15 protein-coding genes are annotated in these 16,648 nt (G+C 43.1%); 6 read left to right on the top strand and 9 right to left on the bottom strand.

Annotated elements, in window-relative coordinates:
* The first annotated feature begins 2 nt into the window (after positions 1-2).
* The 4 genes from SNR28_RS21775 (at position 3) to SNR28_RS21760 (ending at position 3,117) form a co-directional block, all read left to right on the top strand.
* Positions 3-557, top strand: a complete 555-nt coding sequence (locus SNR28_RS21775) for a DsbE family thiol:disulfide interchange protein (RefSeq protein ID WP_375750849.1) — start codon at positions 3-5, stop codon at positions 555-557.
* Positions 554-1,036: a cytochrome c-type biogenesis protein CcmH gene (locus SNR28_RS21770; protein WP_375750848.1), complete on the top strand. Its 483-nt coding sequence runs from the start codon at positions 554-556 to the stop codon at positions 1,034-1,036. Before SNR28_RS21775 ends, SNR28_RS21770 begins: the two co-directional genes overlap by 4 nt.
* A complete protein-coding gene (gene ccmI / locus SNR28_RS21765; RefSeq protein ID WP_375750847.1) occupies positions 1,036-2,259 on the top strand; it encodes a c-type cytochrome biogenesis protein CcmI in 1,224 nt (407 codons plus the stop codon). The genes SNR28_RS21770 and ccmI overlap by 1 nt, the downstream gene beginning before the upstream one ends.
* A 69-nt stretch (positions 2,260-2,328) precedes the next feature.
* The gene (locus tag SNR28_RS21760) at positions 2,329-3,117 is read left to right on the top strand and encodes a VacJ family lipoprotein (RefSeq protein WP_375750845.1); all 789 of its coding nucleotides are present in this window, start codon (positions 2,329-2,331) and stop codon (positions 3,115-3,117) included.
* A gap of 122 nt (positions 3,118-3,239) precedes the next feature.
* On the opposite strand, the gene SNR28_RS21755 is transcribed toward SNR28_RS21760, so the two are convergent.
* From SNR28_RS21755 to SNR28_RS21740, 4 genes are all read right to left on the bottom strand, one after another.
* Positions 3,240-4,496 carry an outer membrane protein transport protein gene (locus SNR28_RS21755; RefSeq protein ID WP_375750844.1) on the bottom strand — a complete coding sequence of 419 codons (1,257 nt, stop codon included), beginning with the start codon at positions 4,494-4,496 and terminating at the stop codon, positions 3,240-3,242.
* 368 nt (positions 4,497-4,864) lie between these two features.
* Positions 4,865-6,160, bottom strand: a complete 1,296-nt coding sequence (locus SNR28_RS21750; RefSeq protein ID WP_375750842.1) for an outer membrane protein transport protein — start codon at positions 6,158-6,160, stop codon at positions 4,865-4,867.
* 276 nt (positions 6,161-6,436) lie between these two features.
* Positions 6,437-7,153 (bottom strand): DUF3379 domain-containing protein, encoded by a 717-nt coding sequence (locus tag SNR28_RS21745; protein WP_375750841.1) that lies wholly within the window; start codon positions 7,151-7,153, stop codon positions 6,437-6,439.
* The gene (locus SNR28_RS21740; RefSeq protein WP_375750840.1) at positions 7,146-7,721 is read right to left on the bottom strand and encodes a sigma-70 family RNA polymerase sigma factor; all 576 of its coding nucleotides are present in this window, start codon (positions 7,719-7,721) and stop codon (positions 7,146-7,148) included. Before SNR28_RS21740 ends, SNR28_RS21745 begins: the two co-directional genes overlap by 8 nt.
* A gap of 513 nt (positions 7,722-8,234) precedes the next feature.
* On the opposite strand from SNR28_RS21740, the gene fadI reads away from it, so the two are divergent.
* Both fadI and fadJ read left to right on the top strand, forming a co-directional pair.
* A complete protein-coding gene (fadI, locus tag SNR28_RS21735) occupies positions 8,235-9,542 on the top strand; it encodes an acetyl-CoA C-acyltransferase FadI (RefSeq protein ID WP_375750838.1) in 1,308 nt (435 codons plus the stop codon).
* Entirely contained in the window at positions 9,542-11,653 is a 2,112-nt protein-coding gene (fadJ, locus tag SNR28_RS21730; protein WP_375750836.1) for a fatty acid oxidation complex subunit alpha FadJ, read from the top strand. The genes fadI and fadJ overlap by 1 nt, the downstream gene beginning before the upstream one ends.
* A 58-nt stretch (positions 11,654-11,711) precedes the next feature.
* On the opposite strand, the gene crr is transcribed toward fadJ, so the two are convergent.
* The 5 genes from crr to cysZ all read right to left on the bottom strand — a co-directional run bounded on the left by crr (position 11,712) and on the right by cysZ (position 16,547).
* Positions 11,712-12,221 carry a PTS glucose transporter subunit IIA gene (gene crr, locus SNR28_RS21725; RefSeq protein WP_277828562.1) on the bottom strand — a complete coding sequence of 170 codons (510 nt, stop codon included), beginning with the start codon at positions 12,219-12,221 and terminating at the stop codon, positions 11,712-11,714.
* Positions 12,222-12,262: 41 nt separating this feature from the next.
* On the bottom strand, positions 12,263-13,990 hold the full coding sequence (gene ptsI / locus SNR28_RS21720; protein WP_375750835.1) for a phosphoenolpyruvate-protein phosphotransferase PtsI: 1,728 nt from the start codon (positions 13,988-13,990) through the stop codon (positions 12,263-12,265).
* 126 nt (positions 13,991-14,116) lie between these two features.
* The gene (locus tag SNR28_RS21715; RefSeq protein WP_275129855.1) at positions 14,117-14,374 is read right to left on the bottom strand and encodes an HPr family phosphocarrier protein; all 258 of its coding nucleotides are present in this window, start codon (positions 14,372-14,374) and stop codon (positions 14,117-14,119) included.
* A gap of 301 nt (positions 14,375-14,675) precedes the next feature.
* Complete coding sequence (gene cysK / locus SNR28_RS21710; protein ID WP_375750834.1) at positions 14,676-15,644, bottom strand: cysteine synthase A; 969 nt, start codon at positions 15,642-15,644, stop codon at positions 14,676-14,678.
* Positions 15,645-15,815: 171 nt separating this feature from the next.
* Positions 15,816-16,547: a sulfate transporter CysZ gene (gene cysZ, locus SNR28_RS21705; RefSeq protein WP_375750833.1), complete on the bottom strand. Its 732-nt coding sequence runs from the start codon at positions 16,545-16,547 to the stop codon at positions 15,816-15,818.
* Positions 16,548-16,648: the final 101 nt, after the last annotated feature.

Genomic DNA, 16,648 nt, shown 5'->3' with positions numbered 1-16,648 from the left:
AGATGAATAAGAAGATTTTATTTATTCCGTTAGCACTGTTTTTAGTGATGACTATTCCTCTGCTTACCCAGCTTTTCAAAAATGCTGGGGGAGATGATCCAACAAAACTTGAGTCTGTGCTGGTTGGCAAAACTGTACCAGTATTTAAGCTAGAAGACCTGGCTGAGCCGGGTAAGTTTTACGATCAGTCCATCTTTAAAGGCGAACCACTGTTGCTGAATGTCTGGGCTACGTGGTGTCCAACCTGTTACGCAGAACACCAATATCTGAACGAACTGGCGGCTCGTGGCGTCAAAATCATAGGGCTTAACTACAAAGATGAACGCACGAAAGCGGTTGGTTGGCTGAACGATCTTGGCAACCCATATCTGATCAGTCTTTTCGATGGTGACGGAATGCTCGGCCTTGATCTTGGGGTATATGGCGCACCGGAAACATACCTGATCGATGCGGATGGTGTGATTCGTTATCGACATGTAGGTGACGTAAACTCCCGAAATTGGGCTGAAACACTTGAGCCTATGTATATGGAACTGGTTAAGGGGACAGCTCAGTGAAAAAGTTACTATTAATATTCGTTAGCTGTTTCTTCTTTTCAACAGCCTCTATAGCGGCAATCGACGTCTATGAGTTTGATAACGAAGAGCAGGAACAGCAATTTAAGGAGCTGAGTGCGACTCTTCGTTGTCCGAAATGTCAGAACAATACGATTGCTGACTCAAATGCTGAACTGGCTCAGGATCTTCGAAAGAAGGTTTATGAGATGACCAAAGATGGCAAAAGCTCAGACGAAATTGTCGATTACATGATCGATCGCTACGGAAACTTTGTGACTTACAAACCACCATTTACTGCGGCCACTTCGGTTCTTTGGCTAAGTCCACTTATTGTTGTGCTTTTAGGTTTTGCCATTATCGTCATGCGCGGTAAGAAGAGAAAGGCAAAAGTTGTTGAGACAAAAGAAGAGTGGGATGAAGAAAAAGAAGCTCGCTTGAAGGCTCTGCTGGAAGATGACCAAAACGGAGATAAGAAGTAATGACACTATTTTGGCTATCAACCGCAGCAATTGTCGTTGCTTGTGCCGTTATGCTATCGCTGCCTTTATTCAAGACTAAGGGTTTTGATGACGACGAAAGGCGAGATGAACTCAATAAAGCATTCTTTAAAGACAGACTCAGTGAACTTGAAGAAGAAGCCGCAGAAGGTATTGCCTCCGATTCTTCGGAGCTAGTAGATGACCTTAAGCAGTCTTTACTGGATGACATTCCACAGGGCGCTGGTGCTGTAAGACAAGCAGAGACTGACTTCAAACCAATGCATGTCTTTATCCCTTCTCTTTTGTTGCTTGTCGCAGTGAGTTACGGGATGTATGCCTCCTTTGGTAGTATGGACAAGGTTACTGATTGGCAAGATACACTGTCTGAACTTCCTAAGCTAACGCAGAAACTGATGTCACCAAATAATGATGAATCGCTAACAGATGCCGAAATGGACGCTCTTACGTTAGGTTTACGTACTCAGTTACACAAAACTCCTGACGATGCCAATGGCTGGCTTCTATTGGGTAGAATTGCGTTAGCCAATCAAGATGGGGAGACAGCGACAGGAGCCTTTGAGAAAGCTTATAAGCTGGACTCTGAAAATCCAGATATCAGACTTGGGTATGCTCAATCGAAGATGATGTCTCAGAATGAGCAGGAACGAACAATGGCTCGTTCTATGCTGATTGGCTTGCTACAGGATAGCTATGTGGATCTTCGCATATACTCGCTATTGGCTTTTGATGCTTATCAGAACAATCAGTATGAGTCTGCAATTCGCTACTGGAGAACGATGCAGAAGATGATTGGTCCTGAGGACAGCCGTTACTCCATGCTTGATAGAAGTATTGAAAATGCGGAGCGCCAGCTTGGTAAATCAGTATCTACAACCAGCGTTCCTGTAAGCATTAAGCTAGGGCAGGGTATTCAGGTAGGCAGTCAAGGTGTACTTATTGTTTCTGTACACGATGGTGCAGGCTCACCAATTCCTATCGCTGCTGCAAGATACCCGGCTGGCTCTTTCCCACGTACCGTTGTTTTAGATGACGGTAATGTCATGATGGATGGACAGTCTATGTCGTCACTTGAAACCATTATTGTTAGGGCTCGCATTGATGCTGATGGCAATGTCGCTAGTAAAGATGGCGACTGGTATGGAGAGAGTGCGGTAACGAAATTGGGCGAACAAGTTGAAATTACTATAGATAAACAGTATTAATGCATCTATGGATATAAATAAGGCTGGTTTAATCCAGCCTTATCTGTTTTTGGGATATACAGATTCAGAATGAAAACTGCGTTATGGAAATATGTTGTTGCCTTTTTGCTTGCAGCGACTTTGATGGGATGTTCGTCTGCTCAGGATGCGACAGGGGAAACCGAGCAACTAACTAACGAAGAAGTTGAAGAAGGGGTATACGACCCGTTTGAAGGCTTCAACCGAGCTATGTGGCGTTTCAACTACGACTACCTCGATCCATATTTTGTAAGACCAGTATCTCTTACGTACGTGAACTATACTCCCACAGTTGTAAGAACCGGTATTTCTAACTTTTTGTCTAACCTCGATGAACCGGCTAGCATGATCAACGATGCGTTAATGGGCAATGGCAAGTTGGCTGTGACGCATTTTAATCGTTTCTGGATAAACTCTACGTTTGGTATCCTCGGCCTGTTTGATGTTGCAGGCGCTGCCGGAATTACAAAAGAAGATGAGAGAGAGTTTGGTGATGTCATTGGCCACTATGGCGTTGGAAATGGTCCTTATGTGATGGTGCCAGGTTATGGACCTGCTACGGTGCGTGATGTTGCTGACCAGGTCGATACACTATACGTACCGTTATCATTGCTAAACTTCTGGGGAGCGGTAGGCAAATGGGCCCTGGAAGGGATGGAAACCCGTGCTGCATTGGTTTCTCAAGAACCTTTGCTGGAGACTTCTCCAGATTCATACATCTTCACCAGAGACGTTTATATCCAGCGTCAGGACTTCAAAGCTGAGATTGTTAAGGATGACTACAGCGAAGAAGATGAAGAGCTGCTAGATGAATACCTGGATGAGTATGAGTTCGAGTAATACGGTTGTGTAAGTTGAAACAGAACTGGCAAGTAGATATAAAAAAGGCTGATTAATCAGCCTTTTTAGTAGGTTATACCGGAATGATTTAAAGTATCTTTCCGTTTTATGATTCTAGGGAATTAGAATTTGTAGCTTGCTTGTACACCGTAAATTAATACGTTTGCAGAAGTTACCCCTTCGAAATCACCTAATGCTGTTGTGCCCGCCTCAGCAGCTTCGGCAACGTTCGCATCTTTCGCAATAATATAGGTAAATCCAGCATCTAAAGTGAGCTGTTCAGACCACGCGTAACCTGCACCGATGCTTAACCAGGTACGATCTGTTTCTGGAATGGTGACTGTGCGGTGTTCATCATCTACAGCAGAAGTATCGTATGCGACGCCGGTGCGCAATGTTAGCTTAGGATCAGCCTGATATGAGAACCCTACAGCGAAGCGGTAGTTGTCTTTCCAGTTTTCGTCTTTGATATGGCCGTTACTTACACCATCAATATCGGCTTCTAGTTTCTCGAAGCTGCTCCAGTCAGTCCAGTTTATGCTAGTGTGTAATGCAAGCTTCTCGGTGAGTTGGTTAAAGCTGGATAGTTCAGCAGTTGCTGGCAAAGCAAGTGGTAATGAACCTGGACTAGTCGTTCCAACTAATCCGAACCCTGCTCCAGTCGCTGTACCTTCTAGCTTAAGCTTTACTTCAGATTTGTAGGTAAAGCCAACACGGTGTTCCGGATTGACTTGCCATGCGATACCTGCTTGCCAACCCCAATCAGTTGTATCCCCTTCAACATATTTTAATGTGGCACCTGCGCTAGATGAAGGGGCTGCAGTAGATACTCGCGCCGCAACTTTACCTTCTGCCATTACGTAGCGAAGACCACCACCGATTGATACTGCATCTGTTGCTTTGTAAGCGAAGTTTAGATTTGCTTCTTGTGTAATAATTTCAGCTTGTTGACCTACATGGCTACCCATAAAGTCTTCGCCAAGATGGGTCTTAAATCCGTAGTTGCTTCCCAGAGCAAAGCCCACAGCGTACTTGTTATGATAGTTGTGGGAAATATACAGGTTAGGAACAACGGCACTATCTGCATAGTCACTGGAGTTAGCTGGAATAGAACCGTGAACTGTACCATTTAAGTCGACATTTGGGTCGATATACATAGCACCAAACGAAACTTGTGTGCCTTCAAGATACGTTAACATTGCAGGGTTACGCCACTGTGCACCAGCATTTTCTGCCATTGCTGCTTCGCCGGCGTATGCGCGACCAAGGCCAGTTGCTGAGTACTCAGCTAGCTGGAAACCCGCTGCATGAGATTGAATAGAAATTGTGAGTAAGCTACAAGCGATAGAAGTAGCCAGAATAGACTTATTTATTTTCATTGTAATGTTCGCTGAAATTCCGTTTACGCTACTTCAGAAAAGTTCTGATACCAGATAGAGATGGTAGAGCTGAAGAAGCTTGATAAATAGGGAGTTAGTTCGGAGTAGATTTTAAAGTTTGAGTAATTACTTTAAAAATGAATTGCAAAACTCGAACAATATACAGTGTTATATATCGCGAATATTTATATCCAAGAAATAAATAACTAGTGCAAAAACTCTAATTATTATAATTCAGCGAACACATGTTAGATGTAACTGGCGTTGCAGCTTACGATTGTAAGCTGAAAGAAGAGATGTCTGTTCTCTAAAAATGAAAAGGGCTGAATAACTCAGCCCTTGATATGTCGTTTAAATACTAGCTTTGCTTAGAATGAACGGCTGTACTGTAGACCAACTAGGATTGCGTCTGCGTGAGTTTTGCCCGTAATAGTTGTTTTCATGTACGGTGCGCTTGAATTCCCAGTAGGCAACGTCGCTGTTTCTGTTACATCAACATCCTCACCCAATAGGTAAGTGAAGCCGAAGTCTATGTTTGACTTAGGTGTTAGGTGATATGTAAAACCACCGGAGAACCAGTTACGGTCTGAGTCAGGTACTGAAATCGACGTTTTTTCATCCTGCGCACTAGTATCATGCATATAACCAGCACGTAGAGTCCAATCGTTGTTTAGGTAGTATGTACCGCCGATAGAGTAGTGCATACCATTTTGCCAGTCGTACGTGTTAATAGTACCACTTGTTTTTGCTTCGAGTTTGTCAAAAGAGCTCCAGCCTATCCATTGAACACTATAGTGTACAGCAAATTTGGTATCTTCGATTTTATGGAAACCAGAAAACTCAATAATATCGGGTAGCGGCATTAATACTGTATCGTTAATAGCGCCTGATGCTCCGGTGTAACCTGCATAGTTCACATCACCTTTAGCTTCTAGCTCTGGACTATAGTGATAAGCTAAACCAAAGCGGTTGTTTTCGTTATGTTCGTAAACGGTTCCGAGGTTAAAGCCTAGCGCCCAACCGTCAGCGTCAATCTCTGTTAAAGTCGTGCTTGTCGAGGTTAATGCGCGTTTGAACTTACCTGAACCGTAAATGATGTCTAGACCAGCACCAACAGACCACTTCTCGTCGATTCTGTATGAGCCAGCTAGGCCGATGTTAAAGCTCTTAACGTCGGTTGAACCACCAAATTCACCAGCGACATATGTATCTGAGAACTGAGTTTTTGTCCCAAAGTTCGTATAAGCATTTACACCCCATGCAAACTTGTCGTTTACAGGAACGATCAAATGTAAGTTTGGAGCGATTGATGTATCACCAGCATCGTCATAGTTAGCTGAAGTATTTGTTGATGACACAGGAGTTAGTGTTGGACTCAACACAGTTTGATTGTATGTAGCATCTTTAACTTCGATCATTGAAGTAATAGATACAAAACCAAGTGACATAGAAGTTTCATCAAAAAGTGCCATAGTCGCGGCGTTACGTGCCATAGAAGACGCATTATCTGCAATTACTGCATCACCAGCGAAAGCACGACCAAGGCCAGTTGCAGATTGAGAGTTAAGCTGGAAACCAGCAGCGAGAGCTTGTTGAGATGTTATAGCAGTTGTTGCAATAGCAGCAGCAATAATTGTTTTTTTAAACAGACGCGTATTACTCATTAAGTCATTTCCTTATTGTTTTCGCCTCTTTTTATGGGCGTTTTTTGAGTTTTCACTCGATTTGTGGCTGATATTATTCTGTATTATATGTAGTAGAAATCCGACCATTGGCTAATATGTTAAGAAAATGCTAAAAGTGGAGGCTGGTTAGCAAGAAAAGGACTTAAAATGACACTTTTTAGAGCGAGTGCTCTAAACGATTGTTTTAAATGGGCCATTAAAAAACCCTCAAAGTGAGGGTTTTTGTAGTTAAAACACGTTAACTTCGTGCAACTGTTAATACATTGGTTGAATTATTGGGGTAAGAACAGAGGCTATTTTCTGGATGTCTTCACCATCAGTACCCACCAGAATCATGCTCGATCCATCCACGGGAATAACCACACCAGACATACCATCTTTACTGAAGTCCAGCTCATTCTCGGATCCAATATTAGTAACAAAAAGTGTCACTCTGGCCTTTTCTCCCTGAAATACCATATGCAGGGCATTCGATTCACCAAATCCACAATGATTCAGATAATAAACGTGATAAGGGAACGCCTCGGTAAACTGATAAGAGAACGGCGCAAGTTTTGCGTTTATCTGATTAGAGGTAACACGCTCGTCAAGTTTATCGGTAAATGGTGACTCGTGTTCAACGTGTTCCATCGCTGTACTTGCCAAACCTGCATAGGCTGGATTTACAAGCAAAGGAGACCAGTTTACCTGACCTATCAGTACACCAGCGGTAAACGCAACAGTGGCTGCCATTGCCAATGCTCTTTTTGTAAAGCTTGGCTTTACGGGCTGAGCAGTTTGATTAAATAGTATGCGATCTGCGAGATCGTCAGGTACGTCTACTTTAAATGCATCTTCTAACTTGGCATCGAGTTTGAAGATGTCATCAGCAAAGCGCGCGTTTACTTCACTCTCTTCCATCGCGTTCAGAAGTGCTTCATCGCGGAATTTTGGCTCCGACAAGATGCGACGACGAAATTCTAAATCATCCATTTTGAAGCCCCCTCATATCTTCATTACTGTCCATCATTTCTTTGAGCTGATTTCTCGCTCGGAAAAGTCTAGTCATAACGGTGTTTTTGTTTAGATCCAGGATGCTTCCTATCTCTTCGCCACTAAACCCGCCAATTACCTGCAGAAACAGAGGCTCCCGATATTCTATATCCAGCTTCATAATCTGCGCTTGTAACCATTCTTGCTGGTGATGAGCATCGTCACTGACTTTTGTCTCAGCTCCGTGATCATCGATATCTACCAGCTCTAGCTGTTTCCTTTCAAAGCGCCTTGCATTTTCTCTCCTGAGAATGGTTATTAGCCAGGATTTAGCGGCCTTATCATCCTGAAGACTATCCAGTGATTTCCATGCGCGTAAGCAGGTTTCCTGAACCAAGTCTTCGGCTACCATTTTATCTTTGCATAACCAGTATGCATAGCGATAAAGGTCTCTGTGATAAGCCCGCACAAGAGCTTCGTATTTTCTATGCTTGTCCATATCAGAGTTGACCGGACTAGCCGAACTTTTCTTTCCGAAAAGACTAATAATCGACACTTGAGCCTCCATTTGCTCTCTAGTAGCCCCCGGTTTAATGTAAGATCAACAAAGGTAAATCGACTTTAAATTGATCTACTTCAAAATCTTACATCTCTATAGAGTTATAGTAAGTCATGTCATCTAGCTAGTTTTCGGACTAGTATGTTGAGCAAGATGACACTTCCTTTTGAAGGCTGACTTTACTTTCTCCTAATCAGGAAACTGATTATTTCAATTGGCGTAAGTTAATTGTTTTATAGAAATTCCAACCACACAGTATCGTGTGGTTTTTTTTTGCCTTATTTTTATTTCTTATACTAGCGCATTTACATATCAGTATTTTGTATTGTACCTAAACTGCTCGTAACTATTAACATTTTACTGATCATACCTCTTTATTTCTTATATTCTAATCTCCTAACTTTCAGTGAGTTACCCGACACAAAGCAATCAATCTCACTTTTATTCAAACGTATGTTTGAATTTGTTAACAATTTCGTTACAATGCTTCGAGGTCAGACCTCTTTAGGTAAAGGAGAAGAAATGCGCAGACAAGAAGTCACAACTCGATCTGGTGAAAGGATAGCGGTCGTCGCTGGTTTAAGAACACCATTTGCCAGACAGAGCACAGAATTTGGTCAGGTCCCTGCTGTGGACCTAGGAAAGATGGTAGTTAACGAATTACTGGCGCGTACAGAAATCGACCCAGCGTTAGTTGAACAGGTGGTTTACGGACAGGTCATTCAGATGCCAGCTGCCCCAAACATCGCCAGAGAGATTGTTTTGGGGACCGGAATGAACATCAATACAGATGCGTATAGTGTGACTCGTGCCTGTGCGACAAGTTTTCAGTCTGCGGTTAATGTGACAGAAAGTATTATGGCCGGCAATATCGATATCGGTATCGCGGGTGGTGCAGATTCAACATCTGTATTACCAATTACTGTGTCCAAAAAACTTGCTTCTAGCCTTCTTGCTCTAAGCAAAGCTAAGACTTTGGGACAGAAGCTTAAGATAGCGCGCAAACTTTCATTGAAAGACCTAGCTCCGGTTCCTCCAGCTGTTGCGGAGTATTCGACAGGCTTAACCATGGGCCAGACGGCAGAGCAAATGGCCAAGTCTTACGGCATTACCCGTCAGGAACAGGATGAGTTAGCTCACCGTTCTCACAGCAATGCATCAAGAGCCTGGAAAGAAGGTTTGGTGCGCGATGAGGTAATGACGGCATTTCCAGAACCTTATAAAAAATGGATCGATGAAGATAACAACATCCGTCATGATTCACAGTTGGAAAGTTACGCTAAGCTTCGCCCGGCTTTCGACCGTAAGTTTGGTACGGTAACGGCAGCGAATAGTACTCCGCTAACCGATGGTGCAGCGGCTGTAATGCTTATGCGGGAGGGTAGAGCGAAAGAGCTAGGCTTAGATGTTCTTGGTTACATCCGTTCATATGCGTTTTCTGCAATTCAGGTCGAGTACGACTTACTGATGGGACCATCCTATGCAACTCCTATGGCGCTAGACAGAGCGGGTATCGAGCTAGGAGACCTGGACCTTATAGAGATGCATGAAGCATTTGCTGCTCAAACTCTGGCAAACGTCAAAATGTTCGCCAGTGACAAGTTTGCTCAAGAGCAGCTAGGTCGTTCTAAAGCGATCGGTGAGATCGATATGGACAAATTCAATGTACTGGGAAGTTCAATCGCTTATGGACATCCTTTTGCAGCGACGGGTGCACGAATGATGGTTCAAACCTTACGCGAGCTTAAGAGAAGAGGTGGTGGTTTAGCGCTTAATACTGCGTGTGCTGCTGGTGGTTTGGGTGCAGCTATGGTTCTGGAGGCAGAGTAATGAGCGAAATGAAATCATTAAACTTCAAGATAGATGAAGATAAAGTTGGATGGCTTACACTGGATGTCGCCGATGAGAAAATGAATGTTCTCCGTGGTGATCTCATCGAGGAAATGGAGCTTGTTCTCTCTGAGCTTGAAGCTGGAATGACAGAAATTAAAGGCATGGTTATTTGTTCTGGTAAACCAGACAGCTTTATTGCCGGTGCCGATGTAAAAATGTTGGATGCTTGCGAAAGCGCGAAAGAAGCCGAAGAGCTAGCAGCAAAAGGCCAACAGGTATTTGATCGAGTCTCTGCACTTAAATTCCCAGTTGTTTCTGCTATTCATGGTGTCTGCCTGGGTGGTGGTCTGGAGATGGCACTAGCGTGTGATTACAGAATCTGTTCCGATGATGATAAAACTCGCTTAGGCTTGCCTGAAGTTCAGTTAGGGTTATTACCAGGTTCGGGTGGTACTCAACGACTACCCAGGTTAATTGGTCTACTGCCATCTTTGGATGTTATTCTTACAGGCAAACAATTAAGAGCCAAAAAAGCGAAGAAGCTTGGTCTTGTTGAAGAGTCAGTTCCTGAGACTATTCTTCTGGATGTTGCAAAACAATACGCACTCAAGAGTAAGCGTAAAGTTAAAACTACCAACAAAGAGCGTCTAATTTCCCGAAATGGCTTAGGAAGGAAAGTTATCTTTGACCAGGCCTCGAAGAAAACAAAGCAGAAAACGCGCGGTAACTATCCGGCAGCAGATGCGATTCTGGATGTTATCAATTACGGTTTGCGTAATGGAATGAAGAAAGGTCTGGCATACGAAGCACAGGAGTTTGGTAAGTTGGTCATGACGTCTGAATCTAAAGCTCTGCGTTCTATCTTTTTCGCCACGACTGAGATGAAAAAAGAGAACGGGAGTGATGCTGAGCCTAAATCTATCACCAAAACGGCTGTGTTGGGTGGAGGATTGATGGGGGCGGGTATTAGCCATGTGAGTGTGTCTAAAGCGAAAGTACCGGTAAAAATTAAAGATATTTCTAATGATGGTGTCCTTAACGCGCTCAAATACAACTACAAGTTATTTGAGAAGCAGCGTAAGCGTCGCATTCTATCTAATGCTCAGGTACAGGCAAAAATGTTGTCTCTTTCTGGTGGTACGGACTTCACTGGTTTCAGTAATATAGACATTGTAATAGAAGCTGTATTTGAAGATCTCAACTTAAAGCAGCAGATGGTTGCAGATATCGAAGAGAATACGAAAAAAGAGACTATATTCGCGACAAATACCTCTTCTTTACCAATCCATAAGATTGCAGAAAAAGCACAGCGCCCAGAAAATGTAGTAGGTCTTCATTACTTTAGCCCAGCAGAGAAGATGCCTTTAGTCGAGGTTATTCCACACGAATCAACTTCTGATGAAACAATCTCAACTGTCGTTGAGTTCGCTCGTAAGCAAGGAAAGACGCCAATTGTTGTTAAAGACACTGCCGGGTTCTATGTGAACCGTATCCTTGCTCCATATATGAATGAGTCTGCCAAAGTATTGTTAGGTGGTGAGCCTATTGATGCCCTGGATGACGCGCTACTAAACTTTGGTTTCCCGGTAGGTCCGATCACGTTGCTGGATGAAGTTGGTGTCGATGTAGGCTCGAAAATTATGCCAATTTTGGTAAACGAACTTGGTGAGCGATTCCAGGGGCCGGATGTTTTCGACACTTTGCTTAACGATGATAGAAAAGGACGTAAGAGCGGAAAAGGTTTTTATACCTACAAAGGCAAGAAGAAAGAAGTTGATAAGTCAGTCTACAAACTACTTAACTTAACTCCAGAGAAAAAACTGTCTGAAGAGGACATTGCTCTACGTTGTGTTCTGCCGATGTTGAATGAAGCGGTACGTTGTTTGGATGAGGGAATCATACGTTCTCCAAGAGATGGTGATATCGGTGCTATCTTTGGTATTGGTTTCCCTCCATTCCTTGGTGGACCATTTAGATTTATGGATCAGTATGGAATCGAAAATCTGGTGAACAAAATGAATGAATTTGCCGAGAAGTACGGAGACAGATTTGCCCCTTGTGATGGCTTATTGACCAGAGCAGGAGTAGGCGAAGGTTTTTACAAATAAAAATAAAAATGCCCGCAAAAGCGGGCATTTTCAATCTTACTGACTACAAAAAGTAATCTTACTTAGTAACACGAAGAACAGGTGTTTCACCAACGGTTACAGAACCAGCAAGCTTGTTCAGCTCTTTGATTTCATCCATGTTAGAAATTACAACTGGAGTTAGAGTTGATTTCGCTTTCTCTTCAAGGAACGCTAGATCGAATTCGATGATAGTGTCACCAGCTTTAACTGACTGACCTTCTTCAGCGATGCGAGTAAAGCCTTCGCCTTTTAGTTCTACTGTATCAATACCGAAGTGAACGAAAAGCTCAATACCGTCGTCAGACTCAATAGAGAATGCGTGGTTAGTTTCGAAAATCTTACCAATAGTACCGTTTACAGGAGCTACCATCTTGTCACCTGCAGGTTTGATTGCGATACCGTCACCAACAATCTTCTCTGCAAATACAACATCTGGCACATCTTCAATGTTTACGATCTCACCAGATAGTGGTGCGATAATTTCAATTGCTCCTGCATCAGCGCTGTCGTCAGATACTAGCTTCTTCAGTTTGTCAAACAGACCCATGTCGTGCTCCTAAACGTTTAACTTTATTCTAATGAATTATATTAGCAGTTTGATTTTTCTGCGATAAATTTTTCTACGTGCGCTTCAATTTCTGCAGCAGTAGCCATTTGCAGAGCTTCATCTGCCATTGCTTTAACTTCTGCATAGTTCGCATTACGGATTACTTTCTTAATGCGAGGAATTGAAATACCGCTCATACTAAACTCGTCTAGCCCCATACCTAGAAGAAGTAGAGTAGCACGCTCGTCACCAGCTAGTTCGCCACACATACCCGTCCACTTGCCTTCTTTATGAGAAGCGTCGATCACTTGCTTGATAACTGTAAGTACAGCAGGTGATAGTGGATTGTACAAGTGAGAGATTAGCTCGTTACCACGGTCAACCGCTAGAGTATACTGGGTTAAGTCGTTTGTACCAATACTAAAGAACGAAACTTCTTTCGCAAGGTGGTGTGCGATAGCGGCTGCTGCAGGTGTTTCTACCATTACACCGATTTCAACGTCTTCGTCGAAAGCAAGTTCTTCAGCACGTAGTTCAGCTTTATATTCTTCAATCGCTTTCTTCAATTCGCGGATCTCTTCAACAGAGATAATCATCGGGAACATGATGCGAAGTTTACCGTGTGCAGAAGCACGCAGGATACCACGTAGCTGGTCGCGAAGGATTTCACGACGGTCAAGACTGATACGAACAGCACGCCAGCCCAGGAATGGGTTCATTTCCTGTGGAAGATCCATGTAAGGCAGATCTTTATCACCACCGATATCCATAGTACGGATAATTACAGACTGGCCATTCATTGCTTCCGCAACTTCTTTATATGCCTGGTACTGTTCTTCTTCAGTAGGTAGCGCTGTACGGTCCATGAATAGGAACTCAGTACGGTACAGACCAACACCTTCACCACCGTTACGGTTGATGCCGTCACAGTCTTTAACAGTACCGATGTTTCCGCATACTTCTACATGGTGCTCGTCAAGAGTAACTGCTGGAAGGTCTTTTAGTTTCGCTAGCTCTTCTTTTTCTGCAAGGAACTCGTCGCGAGCCGCTTTCGCTTCAGTAAGCTCAGCTTCAGAAGGGTTTACAATCAGCTTGTTGTTGATTGCATCAAGAACCAGAGTGTCACCGTTCTTAACTTGCTTAGTGATGTCGTTAGTACCAACAATCGCAGGCAGTTCAAGAGAGCGAGCCATGATAGATGTGTGAGAAGTACGACCACCGATGTCACATGCGAAACCAAGAACGTAGTCCAGGTTGATTTGTGCTGTTTCTGATGGAGTTAGATCGTAAGCAACAAGAATCACTTCTTCGTCAATATCTGCAAGAGAGACAATGTTTATACCAAGTGCGTTCTTAACGAAACGCTTGCCGATATCACGGATATCCGTTGCACGCTCTTTCAGGTACTCGTCATCCAGTGATTCAAGAGCCGTTGCTTGCTCTTCAATAACTGTGTGAATAGCGTTGTCAGCGTATAGCTTGTCATTTTTGATTAGAGTCAGAATTTCTTCTTCAAGCTCTTCATCTTCAAGAAGCATGATGTGACCTTCAAAGATCGCTTCTTTTTCTTCGCCCAGAGACTCAAGCGCTTTTTGTTTAACAACTTCTAGTTGTTGAGATGACTTGTTGCGAGCGTCAAAGAAGCGTTGAACTTCAACTTCAACCTGATCGTCAGCAATAGTGCCTTTGTTAAGAATAATTTCGTCTTCTTGAAGTAGCAGTGCTTTACCAAAAGCAACGCCTGGGGATGCTAGAATGCCTGAAATCATCGCCTTACCTTAAACTGATGTATTGAATAGGGAGAGTATTAGTACTAGGTACTATTTCTAATGTTCAATCCAAACGAAGCCATTTTGTTGGATAACAAAATGGCTTTGCTTAAGATTTGGTGCAGATTAGTCTAGCTTGTCCATTAGAGCTACTAGGTGATCAACAGCCTGCTGAGCCTGAGGACCTTCTGCAGAAATAGTTACTACAGTACCTTTTACAAGGCCAAGAGTTTGTAGTTTGAATAGGCTCTTCGCGCTAGCGCTCTTGCCGTTAGAAGTAACGTTGATGTCTGCGTCAAAAGACTTAGCTTCTTTAACAAACTGAGCTGCTGGACGAGTGTGTAGGCCGTTTTCTGCAGTGATTTCTACTTGCTTCTGATACATGTGGTATACCCCAATTGATTTGATTAAATTTTTTGTATGTTTTAACCGACAACGTTTGCTGCTTGTAATAATCCTGCCATTAATTTGGTCTCAGATCATAGAATGTTAGCACTATGTCAGTATTACTTTGGTCACAAGCTATACAGGCTCGTGACAGAATTTGTTTTCTGAATGTTTTATTTTGATGCTAGAAATAAAACAAGTCTGATATTACCAAAGGTGGGAATAGGATCAATAAAAAAAGCCCCTAATAGGGGCTTTTTTTGCGCAAATTTGATTTCAACACATGTTTGTTAAGAAATTATTGCTCTGTTTCTTTATCTGTAAATAGGCCTGCAAACAGCGCTGTACTTAGGTATCGTTCACCTGAGCTTGGTAGAACTGTAACAATTGTTTTACCTTCAAACTCTGGCAATGCTGCGATGCGATTTGCAGCAACAACCGCTGCACCTGAAGAAATACCAGCCAGAATGCCTTCTTCTTCCATTAGACGACGCGCCATTTCAATTGCTTCATCAGATGTTACCGTTTCTACACGGTCAAGCAATTCCAGGTCTAAGTTGCCAGGAATAAAGCCTGCACCGATACCCTGAATCTTATGTGGAGCCGGTTGAACGTCATCACCTGCAAGCACTTGGCTAATTACTGGAGATTCTGCAGGTTCAACAGCAACGGCTGTGATTGCTTTACCTTTAGTGCCTTTGATGTAGCGTGCTGTACCTGTGATAGTACCACCTGTGCCCACACCTGCGATAAACACATCTACTTCACCATCGGTTGCTTCCCATACTTCAGGACCCGTTGTTTGCTCGTGAATTGCTGGGTTAGCAGGGTTTTCAAATTGCTGAAGAAGGATGTACTTAGCTGGGTCGCTTGCAACGATCTCTTCAGCTTTTGCAATCGCTCCCTTCATGCCTTTAGCTGCTTCAGTTAGCTCCAGATTAGCACCAAGCGCTTTAAGAAGCTTACGACGCTCAAGGCTCATTGACTCAGGCATTGTAAGAGTGAGTTTGTAGCCACGAGCTGCTGCAACAAAAGCAAGAGCAATACCAGTGTTACCACTCGTTGGTTCAACGATTTCAACGCCAGGCTTTAGCTTACCCGACTTCTCTGCTTCCCATATCATGTTTGCACCGATACGGTCTTTTACAGAAAAGCTTGGGTTACGAGCTTCTATTTTAGCGAGTACGTTACCACCACTTACTTTGTTTAGACGTACAAGTGGAGTGTCACCAATGGTTAGCGAGTTGTCTTCGTAGATTTTGCTCATGTCTGAAATTCCTTATTTGTCTGTGGCGTGTGTTACATCTCACGTTCTATGGATACAGAATAAGCGGGAACGAAAAATCGGGGAAGGATCAAAAGGTTATATCTTATGGATATCTGGTTATCATTCACGGTGATGATAACCAGATAGATTTACTGCTTGAACTATAAGGGATTAATTGTGATTTTGCTTGAATTCTTGCACCCACATAGCCGTTGCGCCACAGACCGCTACTGGCATCACAATTAAGTTCAGAATCGGTACTGCAGTAAATAGAGCAACCATGGCACCAAAACCGTAAGCTTTCGTTTGATTACTTTTTAGATCATCTCTCATCGTGCGAAATGGGACTTTATGGTTATCAAATGGATAGTCGCAATATTGAATGGCTAATACCCAAGAAGAAAAGATAAACCATAATACCGGGCCGACCGTCTGACCAAGTGCAGGAATAAGGAGGAGAATAAATAGCCCAATCGCTTTTGGAGCAAAGTACATCAGTTTTTGCCATTCACGCCCCAGGATTCTTGGCGTGTCTTTCAACAGATCAAGTACGCCAGCACTGTTATCCAACTTACCACTCAGCTTTTCTTCAACTTTCTCTGCGAGCAGGCCATTGAAGGGTGCTGCGATAAAGTTGGCAATTGTGCTGAAGAAGTAGGAGAACGTACCAAGTATTGTGATGGTTAGAATTGGCCATAACAGATATGAGAGCCAGGATAGCCAATCAGGCACATATCCCATCCAGCCGTTAATCCAATCATTGAGATTAGAAAATAGATAAAACATCGCACCACCGAGCAATAGAATGTTTGCCACGAGCGGGAATATGACAAAACGGCGAATGCCGGGTGTCATTGCAATACTGAATCCCTGGAAAAAATATCCAACGCCACTTTGTTTCATTAAACCTTCCTAATCATTTTTTATTAACTTTTGCTTACCCGGACTATTGTACTTGTAATGAAAAAGAAAAAAAGCGTGGGGAGAATCACAAGGTTTCTTGA

Source organism: Vibrio iocasae (assembly GCF_042245395.1).
Lineage (GTDB): Bacteria > Pseudomonadota > Gammaproteobacteria > Enterobacterales > Vibrionaceae > Vibrio > Vibrio iocasae.
This window is presented reverse-complemented; position numbering and strand designations above follow the sequence as displayed.

Coding starts and splice junctions, on each gene's coding strand:
- SNR28_RS21775 (WP_375750849.1), top strand. CDS start 3: ATGAATAAGAAGATTTTATTTATTCCGTTAGCACTGTTTTTAGTGATG.
- ccmI (WP_375750847.1), top strand. CDS start 1,036: ATGACACTATTTTGGCTATCAACCGCAGCAATTGTCGTTGCTTGTGCC.
- SNR28_RS21760 (WP_375750845.1), top strand. CDS start 2,329: ATGAAAACTGCGTTATGGAAATATGTTGTTGCCTTTTTGCTTGCAGCG.
- SNR28_RS21755 (WP_375750844.1), bottom strand. CDS start 4,496: ATGAAAATAAATAAGTCTATTCTGGCTACTTCTATCGCTTGTAGCTTA.
- SNR28_RS21750 (WP_375750842.1), bottom strand. CDS start 6,160: ATGAGTAATACGCGTCTGTTTAAAAAAACAATTATTGCTGCTGCTATT.
- SNR28_RS21745 (WP_375750841.1), bottom strand. CDS start 7,153: ATGGATGATTTAGAATTTCGTCGTCGCATCTTGTCGGAGCCAAAATTC.
- SNR28_RS21740 (WP_375750840.1), bottom strand. CDS start 7,721: ATGGAGGCTCAAGTGTCGATTATTAGTCTTTTCGGAAAGAAAAGTTCG.
- fadI (WP_375750838.1), top strand. CDS start 8,235: ATGCGCAGACAAGAAGTCACAACTCGATCTGGTGAAAGGATAGCGGTC.
- fadJ (WP_375750836.1), top strand. CDS start 9,542: ATGAGCGAAATGAAATCATTAAACTTCAAGATAGATGAAGATAAAGTT.
- crr (WP_277828562.1), bottom strand. CDS start 12,221: ATGGGTCTGTTTGACAAACTGAAGAAGCTAGTATCTGACGACAGCGCT.
- ptsI (WP_375750835.1), bottom strand. CDS start 13,990: ATGATTTCAGGCATTCTAGCATCCCCAGGCGTTGCTTTTGGTAAAGCA.
- SNR28_RS21715 (WP_275129855.1), bottom strand. CDS start 14,374: ATGTATCAGAAGCAAGTAGAAATCACTGCAGAAAACGGCCTACACACT.
- cysK (WP_375750834.1), bottom strand. CDS start 15,644: ATGAGCAAAATCTACGAAGACAACTCGCTAACCATTGGTGACACTCCA.
- cysZ (WP_375750833.1), bottom strand. CDS start 16,547: ATGAAACAAAGTGGCGTTGGATATTTTTTCCAGGGATTCAGTATTGCA.